Raw genomic sequence first — 21455 nt, 5'->3', positions numbered from 1 at the left:
GCCTAGCTAATTGGTTTTTGGGACTCCTATTTGGGGGGCGGTATTCGGCCGGGGCCGGACCGGCCGCGGCGTGCGCCCGGTCCGGGTCTCCACCCACTCGGCCAGCTTGGACAGCAGCCAGTTCAGCGCGATGAAGATGACCGCGACCTCGAAGTACACCTGGAGGAAGTCGTTCTCCAGGAACGAGCCCAGCACATTGCCCTGGTGCATCAGCTCGGGGTAGCTGACCACATAGCCCAGCGTGGTGTCCTTCAGGGCGCGCACGGCCTGCCCGATGATGGTCGGCAGCAGCGCCCGTACGGCCTGGGGCAGCACGATGAGCCGCATGACCTGCCCGTGCCGCAGCCCGATCGCGTACCCCGCCTCGCTCTGGCCGCGCGGCAGCGCGAGCACCCCGGCCCGGAAGATCTCGGCGAAGTTGCCCACGCCGTGCAGCACGATGGGGATGACGAGCTGCCAGAACGGCGGCATCCGCAGCCCCAGGGACGGCAGCCCGAGCAGGAAGAAGTACACGACGAACAGCAGCGGCAGCGAGCGCAGCAGCTCCACCACCGCACCTGCCGGCACCGACACGAGCCGCCGCCGGGAGAGCCGCAGCAGGCCCATCACCGCGCCCAGCGGCAGCCCGATGGCGATGGACACCACGCCCGCCAGCAGGGTGTCGCCCAGCGCGCTGAACAGGAACCGCTGGATCGACGCCTGGGTCAGCGGCTGCCACCGGGCCCAGTCCAACTGGCCGTGCCGGCCCAGTTGGAGCATGACGACGGCCGCGAACGCCGCGATCAGGGCCGCCGCCGCCACGGAGCCGAGCCGCCGCTGCCGCCGGCCGCGCGCCCCGGGCGGCTCGAAGAGCACGCCCGCCGCACCGCCGAGCGGCCTGCGGCCCGCTCGGGGTCCCGGGCGCGGGGCGCGCCGCGCCGGGGCGTTCCGCCCGCTCGGCGCGGCGTCCAGGGCGGTGGGGGCGGGGTCCGCAGGCTGGGGCCGCGGCCGGGTCTGCGTCATGGCTGCTGTGCTCTCTTCCGTACTCCGGGCGGCCTCGCCGGCGCCCTGCCGTGCCGTGCCGCTCATCGGTGGATCCTCAGCCGGCGCTCCAGGCGGCCGGTGATCAGACCGCCCGCGAGGGTCAGGGCGACGTAGAGGACCGTCGCGGACGCGAACAGCGCGAGCGGTTCGACGTACTGCACGTTGAGCTGCCGGATGACGCCGGACAGTTCGTTGACGCCCGCGACCGAGCCGACCGCGGTGCCCAGCGCGGTGGCGATGAACATGTTGCCCAGCGGCTGCACCATCGAGCGCAGCGCCTGCGGGAGGACGACCAGCCGCAGGCACTGGAAGGTGGTCAGGCCCACGGCGCGGGCCGCCTCGACCTGGCCGGCCGGCACGGTCTCCATGCCGGAGCGCAGGATCTCGCAGACGTAACTGGCGATGTAGGCGGCCAGCCCCACGGTCACGGAGGTGTTCAGCGACAGCGTGAGACCGAGCTGCGGGAGCACGAACACCGTCACCACCACGACCAGCAGCAGCGGCAGGTTGCGCACCGTGTGCACGTAGCAGGCGGCGAGCGAGCGCAGTACGCCCAGCGGCGCCACCCGGCACAGGCCGAGCAGGCCGCCGAGGACGAGGGCGGCGGCGAAGCTGACGAGGGTGAGCAGGACGGTGCGTCCGAACCCGGTCAGGATCTCCCCGAAGTGGTCGGCGACGACGTTCACGGCCGTCCTCTCAGGAGCCGGTGGAGGCGGTGGGCGTGCTGGCGGGAGGCGTGGCGGCGGACGGGTCGCCGCCCGCGCCGCCGGGCTTCGGGGGCTCGGGGACGGGCTGCTTCGTCAGCGGGCTGACGTTGTCCTTCCAGGACTGCTTCCACAGCCCCTGCTCCTCCACGGTGCGCAGGAAGCCGTCGACGATCTCGCGGAACTTCGGGTCGTCCTTGGGCAGCCCGATGCCGTACGAGGCGGAGCCGAAGGTGAAGGGCAGCACTTCGAGCGCGGTGTCCTTCTGCGCCCGGGCCACGATGACCGCCTGGTTGTTGATGAAGGCGTCGCCGCGACCGTCGCGCAGGGCCTGCAGGCACTGGCTGATGGTCTGGAAGATGACCGGCGTCGCGTGCGGCGCGACCTTCTTCAGGGACTCCACGGACGGACCGGCCGTCGTGATCACCTTGCGGCCGTCGAGGTCGGCGGCCTTGTCGATGCCCTTCATCCCCTTGCGGACCAGGACGGCCTGACCGAGGTTCATGTACGGGCCGCCGAACGCGACCTTGCGCATCCGCTCCGGCGTGATCTTGTACGTGGAGACCACCGCGTCGGCCGTGCCGTTCTGGAGCAGGGCCTCACGGGTGTCGGCGTTGATGGAGACGTGCTTGACCTCCGGCTTGCCCAGCAGGTACTTGGCGAGCATCGCCGTCAGGTCCGCCTCGAACCCCTGGTACTTGCCGTTGAGCGGGTTCTTCTCGGAGAAGCCGGGGTCGGTGTCCGAGGTGGCGGCCGTGAGATGGCCGTTCTTGCGGATGCGCTCCAGGGTGGGCGTGCTGGGCAGGTCCTGGCCCACGGGGGCGCGGGAGAGCAGGTCGCCGCCGGACTTCGCGCCGCCGCCGGGCTTGTCGGGCAGCTCCGAGGAGCCGCAGGCGGTGAGGGAGGCGGCGAGGGCGGCGGCGCAGGCGATGGCGGCCGCGAGCACAGTTGGTCTCCGGAGAGTCATGACCGGTTCCTTTCACGGCCGCGGACGGCAGACCTGTCCCCTGGAGAAGGGGGCGTCCGGGCGGAGGGGCGACCAGAGACGGTGTGTCGTAGAAACTACGAACACATGAAGCTCTGTAGTGCGCTTCACCATAGTCGGGCCCCGCACCGTGTCAAGAGTCTGTTCAGGTTCCGTATGCGCTTCGGCAAGCGGATGGCCCGCTCGCCGGCGTTCGCCGGTTCCGTTCGCCCGCGTCCGCCGCGTGTCACGTGGCCCTGCCGCCGCGCCCCGCCGTTCCGTCCGTCGCCGGTCAGGCTTCTCCGTACGTCGCCCCTCAGGCGTCCCGCTCGTCCGCGCCCCGGCCGCGCCGCTGCTTGCGCGGTACGTACACGGCCGGGTCCCGGCCGGTCAGCGAGGTGCGCAGCCGGTTCAGGGCCTCGCCGGCGTCGGCCGCGCGGGCGGCGCCGCGCTCCTTGAGCGCGAGCAGCAGCGCGTCGTTGAGGACGATCGATGCCAGCTCCTCGCTGGCCATGCCGCCGCCGGAGTAGAGCGCGGTGAGGGCGACGTCGACCCGGTCGCCGAGCACCGGCCCCAGCGAGTCCGTGACCAGGATGCTCGCCGCGCCCACCTGCGCCGCGTGGTCCAGCACCACCTCGATGTCGGTCAGCAGCCGGCCGGGCGCGTACACGACCACGACGTCGCCCGCGGACACCGGCAGCAGCGCGTCCGCGAGCTGGAAGCCGGTGGCCGCCGCGACGCGGGTCCCGAACCCCAGCCGCCCCATGCGCAGCGCGAGATGGCGGGCGGCCAGTTCGGAGGCCCCGACGCCGAAGGCGGTCACCGCGCGGGCGTCCGCCAGCAGGTCCACGGCGCGCCCGAAGACCGCGGAGTCCACGAGCCGGCGGGTCTGCTGGAGCCGGTCCACCGCCTCGTCGAAGATCTGGTCCAGCGTGGCGTCGGTGTCGCCGGAGGTGGTGCGGCGCCGTACGGACGAGGGCCGGCTGCTGTCCACGAAGCGCTGACCGAGCTCGCGCTTGAGCTCCGGCAGTCCCGTGTAGCCGAGGGCCTTGGCCGTACGGACCACCGTGGCGTCGCTGGTGCCGGCGGCCTGTCCGAGCTGTTCGGCGGTGGCGAACGGCACGTCCTGCACGTGGTTGCGCAGATACTCCGCGACCTGTCGTTCCGCCGGGGAGAGCTGGGCCAGCCGCTCGGCGACGCGGGCGTGGAAGCCGGCCGGGGCGTCGCCCGAGCCCGCCGCGGCTCCCGTTCCAGTAGTTTTCATGACAGCTATTGACTCCTCTGTAGTGCTCGCTACTATCGGGCCGTAAGCGGCTACGAGAGCCGGAACAACTCGTAGCGGATGCTACAGACGGCTATCGACGCCGAGCGCGCCACTTCCGAGGGAAGCCCATGCAGACACCCCCCATCCCGCTGATCGAGATATCCGGGTCGCCCCGGGAACGCGGCCGCCAGTACGGCGAGGCCGCCCGCCCCCAGATCGAGACCGCGCTCGCGTTCTACCGCGCCTCGTTCGCCAAGACCCCCGGACTCGCGTGGCACGAGGTCACCCGCCGCGCCGAACTCTGGCTGCCCTGCGTCGAGGACTTCGCCCCCGACCTGCTGGAGGAGTTGCGCGGCGTCGCCGAGGGCGCGGGCGCGGGGCTGCTCGACCTGATGGCGCTCAACGCGCGCGGCGAGATCGTCTACGACCGTACGTTCGCGCGGATGGGGACCACGGGCGAGGAGACCGCGAAGGGGGAAGGCCAGGAGGCCGCGAAGGGGGAAGGCCAGGAGGCCGCGAAGGGGGACGCCCAGGAGCCCGACGCCGACGGCTGCTCCTCCTTCGCCCTGCTGCCGCCCGCCGCCGGCGACGGCCACGTCTGGTGCGGACAGAACTGGGACTGGCGCACCGGCGCGGAGCCCACCCTCGTCGCCCTGCGCATCGTCCAGCCGCCCCGGCCGACCGTGATCATGGTGGTCGAGGCGGGCCAGATCGGCCGGCACGGCGCGAACTCCGCCGGCATCGCCCTCAACGCCAACGGCCTCGGCGGCCGGTTCGGCGACGAGATCGGCGTCCCCCAGCCCTTCATCCGGCGGCGCATCCTGGACCAGGCCAACTACAAGGACGCCCTCCAGGTCCCCTTCACCGCCCGCCAGCAGATCCCCACCAACCTCCTTCTCACCCACCGCGACGGCATCGCCATCGACCTGGAGACCACCCCCGGCCGCCACCAGTGGCTGTACCCGCAGGACGGCATGCTGGTGCACGGCAACCACTACCAGGCGCCCGTGCCACCGCAGTTGGAGCGCACGTACCGGCCCTTCTCGGTCGACTCGCTCTACCGGGTGCCGATCATCGAGGCCGCGCTCCGCCGGGCCCGCGACCGCGCCGAGTCGGCGGAGGTCCGCAAGGTGATCGAGGAGGGTCTCGCCGACCACTTCGGGCTGCCGCACTCGGTGTGCAACCACCCGGTCGAGGAGACCGACCCGCTGCTGCACACCAGCACCATCGCCTCCAACGTCGTGGACCTGACGACCGGTGAGTACCACGTCGTCGCGGGGCTGCCGTGCCGGTCGCCGTACCTGCCGCTGCCGTGGAACGTGTACGACGGCCCCGGGGGACAGTGAGATGACGCCCTCTCAGGAGACCCGTCCGGCGGCCGACGGCGCGGCCGAGCCGCTCATCCGCGTCAGCGGCGTCCAGAAGTACTTCGGCGACCACCAGGTGCTGCACGACATCGACTTGGACGTACGGGCCGGCGAGGTCGTGGTGCTGCTCGGCCCCTCCGGCTCCGGCAAGACGACGCTCTGCCGGTGCGTCAACCGCCTGGAGACCATCGAGGGCGGAACGATCACGGTGAACGGCGCCCCGCTGCCGGAGGAGGGGCGGGCGCTGGCGCGGCTGCGCGCGGACGTCGGAATGGTCTTCCAGTCCTTCAACCTCTTCGCCCACAAGAGCGTGCTCGACAACGTCACGCTCGGGCCCATGAAGGTACGGGGCACGGCGCGCGCCGAGGCCGAGGAGCGGGCCCGCGCCCTGCTGGAACGCGTCGGCCTGGCGGGCAAGGCGAGCGCGCGCCCCGCGCAGCTCTCCGGCGGCCAGCAGCAGCGGGTCGCCATCGCCCGCGCGCTGGCCATGGAGCCGAAGGCCCTGCTCTTCGACGAGCCCACGTCGGCCCTGGACCCGGAGATGATCAATGAGGTCCTGGACGTCATGGTCTCCCTCGCCGACGAGGGCATGACGATGCTGGTCGTCACCCACGAGATGGGCTTCGCCCGGCGGGCCGCCGACCGGGTGGTCTTCATGGACGGCGGACGCATCGTGGAGTCCGCCCCGCCGGAGGAGTTCTTCGGCGACCCGCGGACCGACCGGGCGAAGGGCTTCCTCTCCAAGGTGCTCCAGCACTGAGGCGATGCCCGCCCCGGCACCCTCGTCTACCTCCGCGTCCGCGACGTCGACGCCATCGCCGCCGAGTTCGCCGTCCCCGTCGCAGAGGCCCCCTGGGCCCGCGAAATCGAGCTCCGCGACCCGGACGGCAACCGCTTGCGCATCGGCACGCCGACGGACTGAGGGCGTGTGAGAGAGGCGTCAGGCTGGTCTCGTACGCAGGGGAGCTGGGCAGGGCGCGTGCGGGGCCGCCGGTCGGCGCGTACGGGTGAGGGGCCGCCCCCACGGGCCCGTACACGCCGCCACGCCCGGGGAGTACGCGCCCTGTCGTGCCGAGGGATGCGCGAGTTACGCTCCGGCCTCTGTCATCTGCCCGGAGGTGCCACGGATGGCCAGCCCCCGAACGATGTCCCCCCGCCGCCTGGCAGCGCTGGGCGCGACGGCCGCGCTGGTGGCCGGGCTCGGTGTCGCGCCGAGCGCCGCCGCGCACAACGCACCGGACCGTCACCCCGCCGCTACGGCCGCCACGAACCGTACGCCCGTGAAGACGCCCATAGCCGTCGGCTACGGCGGCGCGGTCTCCAGCGTGGACGCCGACGCGTCGGCAGCCGGCATCGACGTGCTGCGGCGCGGCGGCAACGCCGTGGACGCGGCCGTGGCGACCGCGGCGGCGCTCGGCGTCACCGAGCCGTACTCGTCCGGCATCGGCGGTGGCGGGTATTTCGTCTACTACAACGCCGAACACCGCAAGGTGTACACCGTCGACGGCCGCGAGCGCGCCCCGCTCAGCGCCGGGAAGGACCTCTTCCTGGAGCACGGGCAGCCCATCCCCTTCGCCGAGGCCGTCACCAGCGGCCTCAGCGTCGGCACCCCCGGCACGCCCGCCACCTGGGACACCGTCCTCGATGCCTGGGGCACCCGGTCGCTGCGCCAGGTCCTGAAGCCCGCCGAACGCATCGCCCGCGACGGCTTCACCGTCGACTCGACCTTCCAGAAGCAGACCGCCGACAACGCCGCCCGCTTCAAGGACTTCCCGGCCACCGCCAAGCTCTTCCTGCCCGGCGGCCGCCCGCCCGCCGTGGGGTCGACGCTCAAGAACCCCGACCTCGCGCGCACCTACGAACTGCTCGGCGAGAAGGGCGTCGACGCCCTGTACGACGGGGAGCTGGGCCGCGACATCGTACGGACCGTGCGCAAGCCGCCCGCCGACCCGGCGTCCTCACGCGTGGTACGCCCCGGCGACCTGACCCGCGACGACCTGGGCGACTACGCGACGAAGCGGCAGGCCCCCACCCGCACCGCCTACCGCGGCCTCGGCGTCTACGGCATGGCGCCGTCCGCCTCCGGCGGCACCTCCGTCGCCGAAGCCCTCAACATCCTTGAGAACAACGACCTTTCACGGCTCGACGAGCAGCAGTACCTGCACCGCTACATCGAGGCCAGCCGCATCGCCTTCGCCGACCGCGGCCGGTGGGTCGGCGACCCGGCACACGAGGACGTACCCACGAAGGGGCTGACCTCGCAGCGGTTCGCCGACTCGCGGGCCTGCCTCATCAGGGACGACGCGGTGCTCACCAGCCCGCTGCCGCCCGGCGACCCGCGCCACCCCCGGCCGTGCGCGTCGACCGGCGAGGCCGCCCCGACCACGTACGAGGGCGAGAACACCACCCACCTGACGGTCGCCGACAAGTGGGGCGACGTCGTCGGCTACACCCTCACCATCGAGCAGACCGGCGGCAGCGGCATCACCGTGCCCGGCCGCGGCTTCCTGCTCAACAACGAACTGACCGACTTCTCCTTCGCCCCCGCCGACCCGGCCGTCCACGACCCGAACCTCCCCGGGCCCGGCAAGCGCCCGCGCTCCTCGATCTCCCCGACGATCGTCCTCGACCGCCACGACCGGCCGCTGTTCGCGCTCGGCTCGCCCGGCGGCGCGACCATCATCACCACGGTCCTCCAGACCCTCCTGAACCACGTCGACCGCGGCATGCCGCTCGTCGACGCCATCGCCGCGCCCCGCGCCAGCCAGCGCAACGCCGCGACGACCGAACTGGAGCCGGGGCTGTGGAACAGCCCGGTGCGCGGCCGGCTCGAAGCGCTGGGGCACGTCTTCAAGCTCAACCCGGAGATCGGCGCGGCGACCGGCGTGCAGCGGCTGCCGGACGGCCGCTGGCTGGCCGCCGCCGAGACCGTCCGGCGCGGCGGCGGCTCCGCGATGGTGGTACGCCCGGCCGGCCGCCGCTGAACGGCTGGGCCGCTGGACCGTTGAACGGCTGGGCGGCTTGGAGGTGTCAAAACCCTTGCCTGAAAGCCCACTTGGGCGTGTAAACAGGGGACGGTGCTCGTTCCGTCCCCTGTGCACCGCACTCTGTGGAGGAGGCCTCCCGTGGGCACGAGTCTCCAGCCGACGCTGTATCTGACGGTCAACGGCGAGAAACGCGAGGTGCCCGCGCCCGACGTGCGGGCCACCCTTCTGGACACGCTCCGCGAACGGCTCGGCCTGACGGGCGCGAAGAAGGGCTGCGACCGCGGCGAATGCGGCGCCTGCACCGTGCACCTCGACGGCCGCCGCGTACTGTCCTGCCTGACGCTCGCGGTCGCCGCCCAGGACGCCGATGTGGTCACGGTCGAGGGCCTGGCCACCGACGGTGAACTCCACGCCATGCAACGGGCGTTCCTCGACCACGACGCCTTCCAGTGCGGCTTCTGCACGCCGGGGCAGCTCATGTCCGCGGTCGCCTGCGTACGGGAGGGGCGCGCCGGCTCGCCCGACGAGATCCGCGAATGGATGAGCGGCAACCTCTGCCGCTGCGCCGCCTACCCGCAGATCACCGCCGCCATCGCCGACGTGGCCGAGCGCGCTGCCGAGAACGAGAGCACCCCAGCCGAGTCAGGGGGCGGTCGGTCATGAAGGAGTTCACGTACGTCAAGGCGCCCGACATGGCCGCGGCGCTCACCGCGCTGCGTAGGCCCGGCGCCCAACTTGTCGCCGGTGGCACGGAGTTGCTGAATTGGCTCAAGGACGGCATCGAGGCCCCCGACCACCTCGTGGACATCACCGGACTGCCGCTCACCGCCGTCGACGTAGGGCCGCACGGCCGGCTCCGCGTCGGAGCGCTGGCCCGGATGAGCGACCTCGCCGCCCACCCGGAGGTCGCCCGTGAGCGACCGGTCCTCGCCCAGTCGCTGCTCCTCGCCGCCTCGCCCCAACTCCGCAACATGGCGACCATCGGCGGCAACCTCCAACAGCGCACCCGCTGCCCGTACTTCCGCGCCGACACCCCGCTGCCCTGCAACAAGCGGACGCCCGGTGCGGGCTGCGCCGCGCTCCAGGCGGACGACACGGCCCAGCACGCCATCTTCGGCTGGACCCAGGAGTGCGCCGCCACCCACCCCTCCGACCTCGCGGTCGCCCTCGCCGCCCTCGACGCCACCATCCTGATCAGCGGGCCCGGCGGCGAGCGGCGGGTCCCCGCTGACGCCTTCCACCTCACCCCCGAGGAGGCGGAGCCGCGGCGCCATACGGTCCTCGCCCCCGACGAGCTGATCACCGGAGTCGAGGTGCCCGCCCGCCCCTCGGCCCGCCTCTCCCACTACCTCAAGGTGCGGCAGCGCGCGAGCTACGAGTTCGCGGTCGTCTCGGCCGCCGTGGCCCTGGAACTCACGGCCGGCGACACCATCGGCTCCGTCCGGATCGCGCTCGGCGGCGTCGCCCACCGCCCCTGGCGGCTCACCGCCGCCGAGGAGGCCCTGCGCGGCACGGAACTCGCCGACACCGACGCCCTGCGCGCGGCAGTCGCCATCTCCTTCGCCGACGCCCGGCCCCTGCCCGGCAACGGCTACAAGGTCGAGCTGGCCCAGCGCGCCGCCGTACGCGCCCTGCGCGCCGCGGCCCGCCCGGAGGCACCCGATGTGCACCGGGCCGGCGCGAACGGAGGCCCCCGATGAACACCGCGTCCCCCGCCGGCCTGCGCCGCCCCGACGGCCCCGCCAAGCTCACCGGCACCGCCCGCTACGCCGCCGACACCCCGGCCCACGGCGCCGCGTACGCCATCCTCGTCGGCGCGACCGTACCGACCGGCCGCCTCACCGCCCTGCACACCGAGGCCGCCCGCGGCGCGCCCGGCGTCAGCGCCGTACTGACCGCCGAGGACCTGCCGGATATGCCGCTCGGCCCCCTCGTCCAGCCGCTGCCGATGCGGCGGTCCCGGAACGGCGCGATCGACTACGAGGGCCAGCCGATCGCCATCGTCCTCGCCGACGGCTGGGAGCGGGCGCGGTACGCGGCCGGACTCGTCCGGGCCGACTACGCCGACACGCGGCGGCCCGTGGTCTTCGACGAGGCCCCCGACGCCGTCGAGCGGGAACCGCTCCTGTCGCCGCCCGACGAGACGAAGGGCGATGTCGCGGCGGGGCTGGCGGCCGCGCACACCGTGGTCTCCGCCACATACACCACCGCCGACCGGCACCACAGCCCCATGGAACCATCGGCGACGTACGCCCGCTGGGACGGCGACCGGCTCACCGTGCACGACAGCGTGCAGTCCATCGGGCTCACCCAGCTCGCCCTGTCGACGGCCTTCGGCGTACCGTTCGAATCGGTCCGCGTCATCTGCCCGTTCATCGGCGGCGGCTTCGGCTGCAAGGGCTACGTCTGGCCGCACCAGCTGCTCACCGCCGCCGCGGCCAAGGTCACCGGACGGCCCGTCAAACTCGCCCTGACGCGGACTCAGATGTTCACCTCCTGCGGGCACCAGCCCACCACCCGGCAGACCGTCACGCTCGGCGCGGACGCCCGAGGGCGGCTCACCGCCCTGCGGCACACCTCGGCCAACGCCGCCTCCCTGCACGGGGATCACGCCGAGGGCGCGACCGAGGCCAGCACCTGGATGTACGCCAGCCCCGCCATCGAGGTCCGGCGGCGCATCCGGCACACCGACCGGCCCGAGCCGACGCCGATGCGCGCCCCGCACCAGGGGCCCGGCATGTTCGCCCTGGAGTCGGCGATGGACGAGCTGGCCTACGCGACCGGCATCGACCCCGTCGAACTGCGGCTGCGCAACGAGCCGGAGACCGACCCCCTGACCGGACGGCCCTTCTCCTCCCGTGAGCTGCGCGCCTGCCTGCTCCGGGCGGCCGACCGGTTCGGCTGGCGGGACCGTACGCCCGAGCCCCGCTCGATGCGCGACGGGGACGAGCTGATCGGCTGGGGCATGGCCGCCGCGACCATGGACACCTTCCGCTTCGCCGCGACGGCCCGCGTGCGCGTCGACGCCGACGGGCACGTCCGGGTGGAGTGCGGAACCCAGGAGATCGGCACCGGCCTGCCCGGCGTCATCGCCACCATCGCCTCCGACGTGCTCGGCACCGACCCGGACGCGGTCGAGGTGCGGTTCGGCGACACCGAGCTGCCGCCCGCGTGGATGACGGCCGGCTCTTCCGCCACCATGGGCGTCGGCTCGGCCGTATACGCCGCCGCTACCGAACTCAAGGAGAAACTAAAGGAGTTGGGTGTGAGCGGCATGGGCTTCGCGGGCTCCCTCGGTGCCGCCGGATTCCTTGAGGCCGAGGCGGGCTGGGGCCCGGAGGAGGGCTCCGACCTGGCGGGCCGCTCCCGTACGTACTCGATGCACACCTACGGCGCGGTCTTCGCCGAGGTCCGCGTGGACGATGAGCTGGGACTGGTGCGCGTGGCGCGCTGCACCGCCGGCTACGCGGCGGGCCGCATCATCAACCCGCTGACCGCGCGCAGCCAGATGACAGGCGGACTGGCCTGGGGTATCGGCCAGGCCCTGCTGGAGAACTCGCGGTTCGACGGGTACTTCGGCCGCTTCGTGTCCAAGAACCTGGCCGGGTACACCGTCCCCGTCAACGCCGACATCCCCGAACTCGACGTCTTCTTCGTCGACGACCACGACCCGCACGCCGGCCCCCTCGGCGCCAAGGGCATCGGCGAACTGGGCGCGGTCGGCGCGGGGGCGGCGATCGCCAACGCGGTGTTCCACGCGACGGGGAAGCGGCTGCGCGACGTGCCGATGGGGATCGCGGAGGTGATGGCGGCGGGCGCGGCCCGGTGACGCCCGTACGGCCGGAAATGTAGACGCTACGTCAATTGACGTGCGTACGGCCCGGAGGAGGCTTGCTCCGGGCCGTACGGTCGTCCGTCAGCCGAGCAGGCCGATGACGGCCTTCGTCGAGTCCAGCTCGCCGAGCCGGGGGAAGATCTTCTCGATGCTGTTGCGGTGGGCGTCCGCGTCCATGTCGGTGACGGCGTCCGTCACGATCGTCACGTGGTAGCCGTGCTCGTGCGCGGCGCGGGCGGTGGACTCGACGCCGATGCTGGTGGCGATGCCCGCGAGCACGACCTGGGTGATGCCCCGGCGACGCAGTTCGAGGTCGAGGCCGGTGCCGTAGAAGGCGCCCCACTGCTGCTTGGTGACGGTGATGTCGCCGGGCCGCTGATCGATCTCGGGCACCAACTCTGCCCAGTCGGCGGGCAGTTCCCCACCTCCCACGCCTGCCTGGGTGCGGCCCGGCGCGCCGCCCGTGACATTGACGAGGACCACCGGCAGGCCGCGCGCGCGGAAGGCGGCGGCCAACTCGGCGGAACGCGCGACGACATCGGTGGCGGGGGAGAAGGTCGGCAGGGCGGTGATGCCCTTCTGGAGGTCGATGAGGACGAGCGCGGTGTTGGCGTCGAGTGTGGTGGCGGTCATGTGCTGTGCTCCTATGGGTAAGTGAGGGGGCGTCAGGAGGCGGTCCCCGCGCGGGTGGCGCGCAGGGCGCGGTCGGTGGCGGTCAGGACGATCAGCAGCAGGCCGAGGGCGCCGGACACGACGGCGATGTGGTGCAGCCCGGCGTCCGTGGCCCGCTGCCCGTAGAAGAGGCCGATGAGGCTGGCGGAGGTGACCGCGCCGAGGTACTGCGCGGTGCGCTGGAGCCCGGCCGCCGCGCCGACCGCGTCGGCGGGGGCCTGGGCGAAGACGGCGGCCTGGTTGCCCGTCGAGGTCAGCCCCTGCGGGAGGCCGAAGAGGACACCGGCCAGGAGCAGCGCGGCGAGCGGGGTGGTGTGGTCGGCGGCGAAGAGCAGGGCGCTGCCCGCCGCGAGGAGCACCGAGGCGAGCGTGAGCGGCGCCCGGATGCCCTTGGTGCGGGCGCCGAGCACCGAGCACACGGCGGCGGCCAGCGACATCGGCAGCATGATCAGCCCCGTGTGGAACGAGGAGTAGCCGTGCGCCTCCTCCAGCCACTGCGTGTACCCGTACATGACGCAGTAGATGACGAGGTAGGCCAGCCCGTGGCGGAGATAGGTGACGGACAGCGCCCGGTTGTGCGCCAGCATCCGCAGGTCGATGAAGGGGGCGCGGCGGCGCAGTTGCCACCAGGCGAGGACGGCGGCGAGCACCGCGACGACGGGGAGCAGCGGCCAGCGCGGGTGGTCGAGGTCCATCAGGAAGAGCATCGCGGCGGTCAGCGTCGCGCCGAAGAGCGCGATGCCGAGCCCGTCGATCGACGGCTCCCCGGCCGCCGCGCCGGGGCCTCTCCCGGTGCCGACCGCCGAGGCGTGCCGCGCGGCAACCATGTCGGCCTTCGCGTGGCCCTTCGCGTCGCCCGTCGCGTCGGCCTTCGTGTCGTCCTTCGGCAGCCACAGGAGTGCGAGGGCGAGGCCGAGCGCGGCGAGCGGTACGTTCACGGCGAAGATGCCGCGCCAGCCGGTGGTCGCCGCGAGCAGCCCGCCGAGTACGGGGCCGACGGCCATGGACCCGAGGCCGGCGAGGGAGAGCAGCCCCAGCACGGTGCGCGGGGCCTCCTGCCCGGTGCGCCGGGACTCGGCGCGCAGCATGGCCATCGCGGCGGGGTACGCGGCGGACGTGCCGATGCCGAGCAGCACCCGGGAGGCGATCAGCCAGCCGAAGCCGGGCGCGAGCGCGCCGGTCAGCGCCGCCGCCAGCACCACCAGCAGCCCGCCCAGGAATATCCGGCGCGGCCCCAGCAGGTCCGCCAGTCTGCCCATGGTGGGCTGCGCGACGGCGCTGGCGAGGTAGAGGGAGGCGACGAGCCAGGCGGTGGAGGCGGCGCCCACACCGAAGTCGTGGCCGATGGCCACCAGGCCGGTGGCGATCATCGTGGAGTTGATGGGGTTGAGCACCGAGCCGATGAGCAGCGGCGTCATCAGCCGAGGCCCGAACGCCGAGGCCGCGGGGGTACGGGAGAGCGCCGCGCTGCTACGGGCGGCGAGGCGGCTCACTGTACGGCCAGGTTGTCGGACGCGCCGTCAGTTCCCGGCTTGGTGTTGGCCCCAGACTGGGCGTCAGCTCCAGCATTCGGCGGGGCGGGCGCCGTCAGTCGCTTCAGAAGCTCCGTCGCCTCCGTCAGGGTCCGCTGCTCGTCGGGGGTGAGCCGGTCGGCGATGGCCCCGGCGAGCCAGCTCCGCTTGGACTGCCGCACGGACGCGAGCGTGCGGCGGCCCTCGGCCGTGAGGGAGAAGACGACCTGCCGGCCGTCGGTGGGGTGCGGGGCGCGTTCGAGCAGCCCTTGCTCCTCCAGGTAGCCGAGTGTGAGCCGCATCGACTGCGGCCGTACCAGCTCGGCGCGGGCCATCGCCGCCGTCGTCGCGGCGCCGTCGGTGGCGATCCGGCTGAGCGCGGAGCGCTGCGTCGGCGTGAGTTCCCCCTGCGGGGACGCCGCCCGCAGGCGGCGTGACAACTGGCCGACGGCGGCGGTGAGGTCGGCGGCGATGCGTACCTGTTCCTGATCGGGTTCGTGGGCGGGCATGCCGTCACCGTAAGGCATCGACAGGAAAACTTGCAAGTTTGCCTGTCGATATGGCCGCGGCGCCGGTGTGCTTGGCTGGCCGCCATGAGTGACGCACTCGGCGTAGACCGACCGAACAAGATCGCTTACATGACACAGGTCGCCGCTCTCGCGGCCGGCCGCTCGTACAAGGAGACCCTGCTCGAAGCCCTCGACCTGCGGCCGGGCCAGACCGCCCTGGACGTGGGGTGCGGTCCCGGCACGGACCTCGGCGGACTGGCCGCCGGCGTCGGCGAGTCCGGCCGCGTCATCGGCGTCGACCAGGACCCCGCGATGCTCGCGGAGGCGGCCAACCGGATGGCCGACCGCCCCTGGGTCGAACTGCGCGACGGCGACGCGCACGCCCTGCCGGTGGCCGACGGCAGCGTCGACCGGGCGCATATCGACCGCGTCCTGATGCACGTCGCCGACCCCGCCAAGGTCCTCGCCGAACTGCGCCGCGTCGCCCGGCCCGGCTGTGTCATCGGGCTGGCCGAGCCCGACTGGGACACCCTCGTCGTCGACTCGGACGACCTCGAAACCTCCCGCGCCTTCACCCGCTACACCACCGAAGTCGCCGTCCGCAACGCCACGATCGGCCGGCGGCTGCCGCGCCTGGCCGAGGCGGCCGGGTTCACCGTCGACGCCGTCACGGCCACCACGCCGGTCTTCCGCGACGCCGGACTCGCCGACAAGATCCTGGGCCTGGGCCGCAACACCCGGCGCGCCATCGACGCCGGGTACATGGACGAGAGCCGCGGCCGCGCCTGGTTCGCGTCCCTGTCCGAGGGGCCGTTCGTGGCCTCCTCGACGCTGTTCACGGTCGTGGCCCGGGCGTGAGAGTCCGCGGCGGCGGCCCGGGTGCGAACGCCGTGACCGCGGCCTGAGCGGAGGAGCCCGCCCCCGCCGTGCCGCGTCCCGGCCGACATCACCGGGACGCGGCGCGGCGGGACCCTTGCCACAGTCCGTGGCGGGTCATACGGTCACATCCACACGTAGATCGACTAGATCGATTCGGCCGATTCGCCTGCTGTGATCGTGGGGGTGGGAAGGCCGAAAAGGTCGAGGAGGCCGATAAGGGCCGAGAAGGCCGACGCGTGGTCAGCCTGGTTGACGCCCCGGCAAAGGAGCAGTTCATGGCCGAAATCGTCCGCGCCGCACTCGTCCAGGCGAGCTGGACCGGTGACACCGAATCGATGATCGCCAAGCACGAGGAGCACGCCCGCGCGGCCGCCGCCCAGGGCGCGAAGGTGATCGGGTTCCAGGAAGTCTTCAACGCTCCCTACTTCTGCCAGGTCCAGGACGAGGAGCACTACCGCTGGGCCGAACCCGTACCCGACGGCCCGACCGTACGCCGGATGCGGGACCTCGCCCGGGAGACCGGCATGGTGATCGTCGTGCCCGTCTACGAGGTGGACCAGCCCGGCTTCTACTACAACACCGCGGCCGTCATCGACGCCGACGGCAGCTACCTCGGCAAGTACCGCAAACACCACATCCCGCAGGTCAAGGGGTTCTGGGAGAAGTTCTACTTCCGCCCCGGCAACGCCGGCTGGCCCGTCTTCGACACCGCGGTGGGCAAGGTCGGCGTCTACATCTGCTACGACCGCCACTTCCCCGAGGGCTGGCGCGCCCTCGGCCTCGGCGGCGCGCAGATCGTCTACAACCCCTCCGCCACCTCGCGCGGCCTCTCCGCCTACCTCTGGCAGCTCGAACAGCCCGCCGCCGCCGTGGCGAACGAGTACTTCATCGCCGCGATCAACCGGGTCGGCACGGAGGAGTACGGCGACAACGACTTCTACGGCACCTCGTACTTCGTCGACCCCCGCGGCCAGTTCGTCGGCGAGAAGGCCAGCGACACCAAGGAGGAGCTGGTCGTGCGCGACCTGGACCTCTCCCTCATCGACGAGGTCCGCCACCAGTGGGCGTTCTACCGGGACCGCAGGCCCGACGCCTACGACGGCCTGGTACAGCCATGACCACCCCCGCCTCCCTGCACGCCCGCCACCAGGCGGTCATGCCGGACTGGCTCTCGCTCTACTACGAGCGGCCGCTGGAGCTCACCCACGGCGAGGGCCGCCACGTCTGGGACGCCGAGGGCAACCGCTACCTCGACTTCTTCGGCGGCATCCTCACCACCATGACCGCCCACGCCCTCCCCGAGGTCACCAAGGCCGTCAGCGACCAGGCCGCCCGCATCCTGCACACCTCCACCCTCTACCTCAACCGCCCGATGATCGACCTGGCGGAGCGGATCGCCCAGCTCTCCGGCATCCCGGACGCCCGCGTCTTCTTCACCACCTCCGGCACCGAGGCCAACGACGCGGCCCTGCTGCTCGCCACCTCCTACCGCCGCTCCAACCAGGTCCTGGCGCTGCGCAACAGCTACCACGGCCGTTCCTTCGCCTCCATCGGGATCACCGGCAACTCCCGTTGGTCGCCGACCAGCCTCTCGCCGCTCCAGACGCTGTACGTCCACGGCGGCGTCCGCACCGACGGCCCGTACGCCCACCTGACGGACGCCCAGTACATCGCGGCCTGCGTGGCGGACCTCACCGACATGCTCAGCCAGACGCACGGCAACGTCGCCGCCCTCATCGCCGAACCCGTCCAGGGCGTCGGCGGGTTCACCAACCCGCCCGACGGGCTCCTCGCCGCCTTCCGCGAAGTCCTCGAAGCCCACGGCATCCTGTGGATCACCGACGAGGTGCAGACCGGCTGGGGCCGCACCGGCGAACACTTCTGGGGCTGGCAGGCCCACGGCCGGGCCGGCCCGCCCGACCTCCTCACCTTCGCCAAGGGCATCGGCAACGGCATGTCCATCGGCGGCGTCGTCGCCCGCGCCTCCGTCATGAACTGCCTCGACGCCAACTCCATCTCCACCTTCGGCGGCTCCCCCGTCACCATGGCCGCGGGCCTCGCCAACCTCACCTACCTCCTGGAACACGACCTCCAGGGCAACGCCCGCCGCGTCGGCGGCCTCCTCATCGAACGGCTCCGCGCCGTCGCCGCCCAACTCCCGGTCGTACGGGAAGTACGCGGCCGGGGCCTGATGATCGGCGTGGAACTGGTCCACGCCGACGGCTCGCCCTCGCCGCGCGCCGCCACCATCGCCCTCGAACGCGCCCGCGAGCGGGGCCTGCTGGTCGGCAAGGGCGGACGCGACGGCAACGTACTGCGCGTCGCGCCGCCGCTGTCGCTAACCATCGCGGAGGCGGAGGAGGGCGCGGACCACCTCGAAGACGCGCTGCGCCAGGCGCAGACGGAGATCGGCGGGCTCGACGACAGCAGAGACATGGAAGGGGGCGGACAGCCATGACCCGCACACTCATCGAGGGCGGCCTGGTCGTCACCGCCGCCGAGGAGACCCGGGCGGACGTCCTGATCGAGGACGAGAAGATCGTCGCCCTGGCCGCCTCGGACAGCGCGTACGCCGCCGGCTGGACGGCCGACCGTACGATCGACGCCACCGGAAAGTACGTGATCCCCGGCGGGATCGACGCCCATACGCACATGGACTTCCCCTTCGGCGGCACCTTCTCCGCCGACTCCTTCGAGACCGGGACCCGCGCCGCCGCCTGGGGCGGCACCACCACCATCGTCGACTTCGCGGTCCAGACGCGCGGCCAGGCGCTGCGCGAGGGGCTCGACCTCTGGCACGCGAAATCCGACGCCCAGTGCGCCGTCGACTACGCCTTCCACATGATCCTCTCCGATGTGAACGAGGGCACGCTCAAGGAGATGGACCTGCTGGTGGGGGAGGGGGTCACCTCCTTCAAGCTGTTCATGGCCTATCCGGGGGTGTTCTACAGCGACGACGGGCAGATCCTGCGCGCGATGCAGCGCTCCGCCGGCAACGGCGGGCTGATCATGATGCACGCCGAGAACGGCATCGCCATCGACGTGCTCGTGGAACAGGCCCTCGCGGAGGGCCGTACCGACCCCCGCTACCACGGCGAGGTCCGCAAGACGCTCCTCGAAGCCGAGGCCACCCACCGCGCCATCCAGCTCGCGCGCGTCGCCGGGGCGCCGCTCTACATCGTGCACGTCTCGGCCGAGGAGGCCGTGGCGGAGCTGACGCTGGCCCGCGACAAGGGGCTGAACGTCTTCGGGGAGACATGCCCGCAGTACCTGTTCCTGTCCACCGACAACCTCGCCGAGCCGGACTTCGAGGGCGCGAAGTACGTGTGCAGCACGCCGCTGCGCCCCCGTGAGCACCAGGAGGCGCTGTGGCGCGGGCTGCGCGGGGACGATCTCCAGGTGGTCTCCACGGACCACTGCCCGTTCTGCTTCACCGGCCAGAAGGAGCTGGGACGCGGGGACTTCTCGAAGATCCCCAACGGGATGCCGGGCGTGGAGAACCGGATGGACCTCCTCCACCAGGCCGTCGTGGACGGGCACATCTCGCGCCGCCGCTGGATCGACATCGCCTGCGCGGCCCCGGCCCGGATGTTCGGCCTGTACCCGAAGAAGGGCACCATCGCGCCGGGCGCGGACGCCGACGTCGTCATCTACGACCCGCACGCCGAGCAGACGATCTCGGCGGCCACACACCACATGAACGTCGACTACTCGGCGTACGAGGGGAAGAGGATCACGGGCCGGGTCGAGACCGTGCTCTCGCGCGGTACGGCCGTACTCGACCAGCGGCAGTTCACCGGGCGCGCCGGACACGGCCGCTACGTGCCGCGCGGCACCTGTCAGTACCTGACCTGAGCCAGGAGGCGTGGACATGGACTTCGGACTCGTCCTTCAGACCGACCCGCCCGCCACCGCCGTCGTCGACCTGATGCGGCACGCGGAGCGGCGCGGCTTCACCTACGGCTGGACCTTCGACTCGGCCGTGCTGTGGCAGGAGCCGTTCGTCATCTACAGCCGCATCCTGGACCACACCGAGCGGCTGATCGTCGGCCCGATGGTCACCAACCCCTCGACCCGCACCCCGGAGGTCACCGCCTCCACCTTCGCCACCCTCAACGACATGTACGGCAACCGCACCGTCTGCGGCATCGGCCGCGGCGACTCCGCCATGCGCGTGGCCGGCCGCAAACCCAACTCCCTGGCCACACTCAGCGAGTCCATGCACGTCATCCGCGAACTCGCCGAAGGCCGCGAGATATCGGTCGACGGCACCCCGCTGCGCTTCCCCTGGGTACGCGACGGGAAGCTGCCGGTGTGGATGGCGGCGTACGGGCCGAAGGCGCTGGCCCTCGCGGGCCGCGAGGCCGACGGCTTCATCCTCCAGCTCGCCGACCCGTATCTGACCGAGTGGATGATCAAGGCGGTCAGGGACGCGGCGGCGGGGGCGGGCCGCGACCCCTCGGATGTCAAGATCTGCGTAGCCGCCCCGGCGTACGTGGGCGACGACCTCGCCCACGCCCGGGAACAGTGCCGCTGGTTCGGCGGCATGGTCGGCAACCACGTCGCCGACCTGGTGACCCGCTACGGCGAACACTCCGACCTGGTCCCCGAGGCCCTGACCGCCTACATCAAGGCCCGCGAGGGCTACGACTACGCGCACCACGGGCGCAGCGGCAACCCCGACACCGCCTTCGTCCCCGACGAGATCGTGGACCGCTTCTGCCTGCTGGGGCCGGTGGAGGCGCACGAGGAGAAGCTGCGCGTGCTACGGGACCTGGGCGTCGACCAGTTCGCGCTGTACGCGATGCACGACGCGAAGGAGACGACGATCGACGCGTACGGGGACCGGATCATCCCTGAACTGGGCTGAACCGACCGCGGCGGGAGGGAGCCGTGTCGTTCGGCCCCCGGTCGGCGACGACGATCAGGCTGGCGGAGGCGTCGTCGTACGGGGCGCCCTCCCAGTCGCCGTAGCTGGTGACCGAGGCGAAGCCGGCTTCGAGGCACAGGTCGGCGAACTCCTGGGGGGTGTAGATCCGCACGCTGTAGGGGGCCATCGGATGTTCGGTTCCGTCGTCGTCCACGATCATCCACGCGCCGTTCTCCCTGCCGGTGCGCGGATCGAGCCCGCGGCGTGAGACCAGGGTGCGGCCGCTGGCCAGGCGGCGCCGTTCCTCGGCCGGGATACGCCCGTCGGTCAGGGCGGGCACGGTCACCATCGTGTGCATCAGGAGGCGTCCGGAGGGCTTCAGTACGCGGTGGAATTCCCGGAGCACCTTCAGATCCTCCTCGGGGGTGAAGAACCCGAAGGAGTAGAACATGTTGATCACGGCGTCGACGGGTGCCAGCTCCGGCAGCCTCCTCATGTCGCCTCGCACCAGGCTGACCGGGACGCCCGCCTGGGCGGCGGCGTCCCGGGCCGCGTCGAGGAAGCCGGGGTTGATGTCGAGGCCGATCACGTCCATCCCGCGGCGGGCGAGTCCGACGCTGTGGCGGCCGTAGCCGCACGGGCAGTCCAGCACCCGGGAGCCCGCCGCCAGCTCGCACCTGCGGATGACGCCGTCCACCTCGGCCGCCGTCCGCTCGCCCAGCCGCGTCCCGTCCCCGAAGAACGTGTGCAGCGAGTCGTCGGCCTCCCGGTACAGGTCCCCGAAGAATCCGCCCTCCGGGTCCCACCACGACGTACCGGCCCGCGCTTCGTCCGCGATCGGCTCCCTCACGTGCTCCTCCTTGAGCACAA

At 72.4% G+C, this 21455-nt stretch carries 19 protein-coding genes and 1 pseudogene; 12 read left to right on the top strand and 8 right to left on the bottom strand.

The annotated features are described in order from the left end of the window. Window positions 1-6: 6 nt before the first annotated feature. The 4 genes from IF55_RS20745 to IF55_RS20730 form a co-directional block, all read right to left on the bottom strand. A complete protein-coding gene (locus tag IF55_RS20745) occupies window positions 7-1068 on the bottom strand; it encodes an amino acid ABC transporter permease (protein ID WP_245661275.1) in 1062 nt (353 codons plus the stop codon). After that, on the bottom strand, window positions 1065-1709 hold the full coding sequence (locus IF55_RS20740) for an amino acid ABC transporter permease (RefSeq protein ID WP_030886221.1): 645 nt from the start codon (window positions 1707-1709) through the stop codon (window positions 1065-1067). Before IF55_RS20740 ends, IF55_RS20745 begins: the two co-directional genes overlap by 4 nt. 10 nt (window positions 1710-1719) lie before the next feature. Beyond that, window positions 1720-2694 (bottom strand): glutamate ABC transporter substrate-binding protein, encoded by a 975-nt coding sequence (locus tag IF55_RS20735; RefSeq protein ID WP_078644846.1) that lies wholly within the window; start codon window positions 2692-2694, stop codon window positions 1720-1722. Between the two features lie 313 nt (window positions 2695-3007). Next, window positions 3008-3955 (bottom strand): MurR/RpiR family transcriptional regulator, encoded by a 948-nt coding sequence (locus IF55_RS20730; protein ID WP_048832251.1) that lies wholly within the window; start codon window positions 3953-3955, stop codon window positions 3008-3010. Between the two features lie 128 nt (window positions 3956-4083). Here IF55_RS20730 and IF55_RS20725 point away from each other — a divergent pair, with 128 nt between their 5' ends. From IF55_RS20725 to IF55_RS20700, 7 genes and pseudogenes are all read left to right on the top strand, one after another. Continuing rightward, window positions 4084-5301, top strand: coding sequence for a C45 family autoproteolytic acyltransferase/hydrolase (locus IF55_RS20725; RefSeq protein WP_030886233.1), 1218 nt, complete (start codon window positions 4084-4086; stop codon window positions 5299-5301). Between the two features lies 1 nt (window position 5302). Continuing rightward, entirely contained in the window at window positions 5303-6082 is a 780-nt protein-coding gene (locus IF55_RS20720) for an amino acid ABC transporter ATP-binding protein (RefSeq protein ID WP_030886236.1), read from the top strand. Next, window positions 6083-6244: pseudogene (locus tag IF55_RS41490) on the top strand (VOC family protein); the annotation flags it as partial. Between the two features lie 205 nt (window positions 6245-6449). Next, entirely contained in the window at window positions 6450-8306 is a 1857-nt protein-coding gene (gene ggt / locus IF55_RS20715; protein WP_245661272.1) for a gamma-glutamyltransferase, read from the top strand. 141 nt (window positions 8307-8447) lie between these two features. Further along, on the top strand, window positions 8448-8972 hold the full coding sequence (locus IF55_RS20710) for a 2Fe-2S iron-sulfur cluster-binding protein (protein WP_037965944.1): 525 nt from the start codon (window positions 8448-8450) through the stop codon (window positions 8970-8972). After that, window positions 8969-10009, top strand: a complete 1041-nt coding sequence (locus IF55_RS20705) for an FAD binding domain-containing protein (RefSeq protein WP_048832250.1) — start codon at window positions 8969-8971, stop codon at window positions 10007-10009. Before IF55_RS20710 ends, IF55_RS20705 begins: the two co-directional genes overlap by 4 nt. Continuing rightward, window positions 10006-12138, top strand: coding sequence for a xanthine dehydrogenase family protein molybdopterin-binding subunit (locus tag IF55_RS20700; protein WP_030886247.1), 2133 nt, complete (start codon window positions 10006-10008; stop codon window positions 12136-12138). Before IF55_RS20705 ends, IF55_RS20700 begins: the two co-directional genes overlap by 4 nt. A gap of 87 nt (window positions 12139-12225) precedes the next feature. On the opposite strand, the gene IF55_RS20695 is transcribed toward IF55_RS20700, so the two are convergent. The 3 genes from IF55_RS20695 to IF55_RS20685 all read right to left on the bottom strand — a co-directional run bounded on the left by IF55_RS20695 (window position 12226) and on the right by IF55_RS20685 (window position 14836). After that, entirely contained in the window at window positions 12226-12777 is a 552-nt protein-coding gene (locus tag IF55_RS20695; RefSeq protein WP_030886251.1) for an isochorismatase family protein, read from the bottom strand. Between the two features lie 32 nt (window positions 12778-12809). Next, the gene (locus IF55_RS20690) at window positions 12810-14234 is read right to left on the bottom strand and encodes an MFS transporter (protein WP_078644922.1); all 1425 of its coding nucleotides are present in this window, start codon (window positions 14232-14234) and stop codon (window positions 12810-12812) included. Between the two features lie 71 nt (window positions 14235-14305). Then, window positions 14306-14836, bottom strand: coding sequence for a MarR family winged helix-turn-helix transcriptional regulator (locus tag IF55_RS20685; RefSeq protein ID WP_211270014.1), 531 nt, complete (start codon window positions 14834-14836; stop codon window positions 14306-14308). Between the two features lie 129 nt (window positions 14837-14965). On the opposite strand from IF55_RS20685, the gene IF55_RS20680 reads away from it, so the two are divergent. The 5 genes from IF55_RS20680 (at window position 14966) to IF55_RS20660 (ending at window position 20585) form a co-directional block, all read left to right on the top strand. Next, window positions 14966-15694 (top strand): methyltransferase domain-containing protein, encoded by a 729-nt coding sequence (locus IF55_RS20680; protein WP_245661269.1) that lies wholly within the window; start codon window positions 14966-14968, stop codon window positions 15692-15694. A gap of 296 nt (window positions 15695-15990) precedes the next feature. Beyond that, window positions 15991-16833, top strand: a complete 843-nt coding sequence (locus IF55_RS20675) for a nitrilase-related carbon-nitrogen hydrolase (protein ID WP_030886265.1) — start codon at window positions 15991-15993, stop codon at window positions 16831-16833. Further along, window positions 16830-18173, top strand: coding sequence for an aspartate aminotransferase family protein (locus IF55_RS20670; RefSeq protein WP_030886268.1), 1344 nt, complete (start codon window positions 16830-16832; stop codon window positions 18171-18173). The genes IF55_RS20675 and IF55_RS20670 overlap by 4 nt, the downstream gene beginning before the upstream one ends. Beyond that, window positions 18170-19570: a dihydropyrimidinase gene (gene hydA, locus IF55_RS20665; RefSeq protein WP_030886271.1), complete on the top strand. Its 1401-nt coding sequence runs from the start codon at window positions 18170-18172 to the stop codon at window positions 19568-19570. Before IF55_RS20670 ends, hydA begins: the two co-directional genes overlap by 4 nt. Window positions 19571-19586: 16 nt before the next feature. Beyond that, window positions 19587-20585 carry a TIGR03842 family LLM class F420-dependent oxidoreductase gene (locus IF55_RS20660; protein ID WP_030886274.1) on the top strand — a complete coding sequence of 333 codons (999 nt, stop codon included), beginning with the start codon at window positions 19587-19589 and terminating at the stop codon, window positions 20583-20585. Here IF55_RS20660 and IF55_RS20655 read toward each other — a convergent pair. Continuing rightward, window positions 20566-21435, bottom strand: coding sequence for a class I SAM-dependent methyltransferase (locus IF55_RS20655; RefSeq protein WP_157854446.1), 870 nt, complete (start codon window positions 21433-21435; stop codon window positions 20566-20568). The two genes, IF55_RS20660 and IF55_RS20655, sit on opposite strands and share 20 nt — an antisense overlap. Window positions 21436-21455 lie beyond the last annotated feature (20 nt).

Origin of the sequence: Streptomyces varsoviensis (genome assembly GCF_000718635.1) — a bacterium.
GTDB lineage: Bacteria > Actinomycetota > Actinomycetes > Streptomycetales > Streptomycetaceae > Streptomyces > Streptomyces varsoviensis.
The sequence above is the reverse complement of the archived record's forward strand: the minus strand, read 5'-3'. Positions and strand labels throughout refer to the sequence as shown.

Bases quoted from the DNA above. Each gene is read 5' to 3' on its own strand.
- IF55_RS20675 (WP_030886265.1), top strand. From the start codon at position 15,991: ATGGCCGAAATCGTCCGCGCCGCACTCGTCCAGGCGAGCTGGACCGGT.
- IF55_RS20730 (WP_048832251.1), bottom strand. From the start codon at position 3,955: ATGAAAACTACTGGAACGGGAGCCGCGGCGGGCTCGGGCGACGCCCCG.
- IF55_RS20695 (WP_030886251.1), bottom strand. From the start codon at position 12,777: ATGACCGCCACCACACTCGACGCCAACACCGCGCTCGTCCTCATCGAC.
- IF55_RS20725 (WP_030886233.1), top strand. From the start codon at position 4,084: ATGCAGACACCCCCCATCCCGCTGATCGAGATATCCGGGTCGCCCCGG.
- IF55_RS20700 (WP_030886247.1), top strand. From the start codon at position 10,006: ATGAACACCGCGTCCCCCGCCGGCCTGCGCCGCCCCGACGGCCCCGCC.
- IF55_RS20685 (WP_211270014.1), bottom strand. From the start codon at position 14,836: ATGCCCGCCCACGAACCCGATCAGGAACAGGTACGCATCGCCGCCGAC.
- ggt (WP_245661272.1), top strand. From the start codon at position 6,450: ATGGCCAGCCCCCGAACGATGTCCCCCCGCCGCCTGGCAGCGCTGGGC.
- IF55_RS20735 (WP_078644846.1), bottom strand. From the start codon at position 2,694: ATGACTCTCCGGAGACCAACTGTGCTCGCGGCCGCCATCGCCTGCGCC.
- IF55_RS20680 (WP_245661269.1), top strand. From the start codon at position 14,966: ATGACACAGGTCGCCGCTCTCGCGGCCGGCCGCTCGTACAAGGAGACC.
- IF55_RS20690 (WP_078644922.1), bottom strand. From the start codon at position 14,234: ATGACGCCGCTGCTCATCGGCTCGGTGCTCAACCCCATCAACTCCACG.
- IF55_RS20705 (WP_048832250.1), top strand. From the start codon at position 8,969: ATGAAGGAGTTCACGTACGTCAAGGCGCCCGACATGGCCGCGGCGCTC.
- IF55_RS20670 (WP_030886268.1), top strand. From the start codon at position 16,830: ATGACCACCCCCGCCTCCCTGCACGCCCGCCACCAGGCGGTCATGCCG.
- IF55_RS20745 (WP_245661275.1), bottom strand. From the start codon at position 1,068: ATGAGCGGCACGGCACGGCAGGGCGCCGGCGAGGCCGCCCGGAGTACG.
- IF55_RS20720 (WP_030886236.1), top strand. From the start codon at position 5,303: ATGACGCCCTCTCAGGAGACCCGTCCGGCGGCCGACGGCGCGGCCGAG.
- IF55_RS20660 (WP_030886274.1), top strand. From the start codon at position 19,587: ATGGACTTCGGACTCGTCCTTCAGACCGACCCGCCCGCCACCGCCGTC.
- hydA (WP_030886271.1), top strand. From the start codon at position 18,170: ATGACCCGCACACTCATCGAGGGCGGCCTGGTCGTCACCGCCGCCGAG.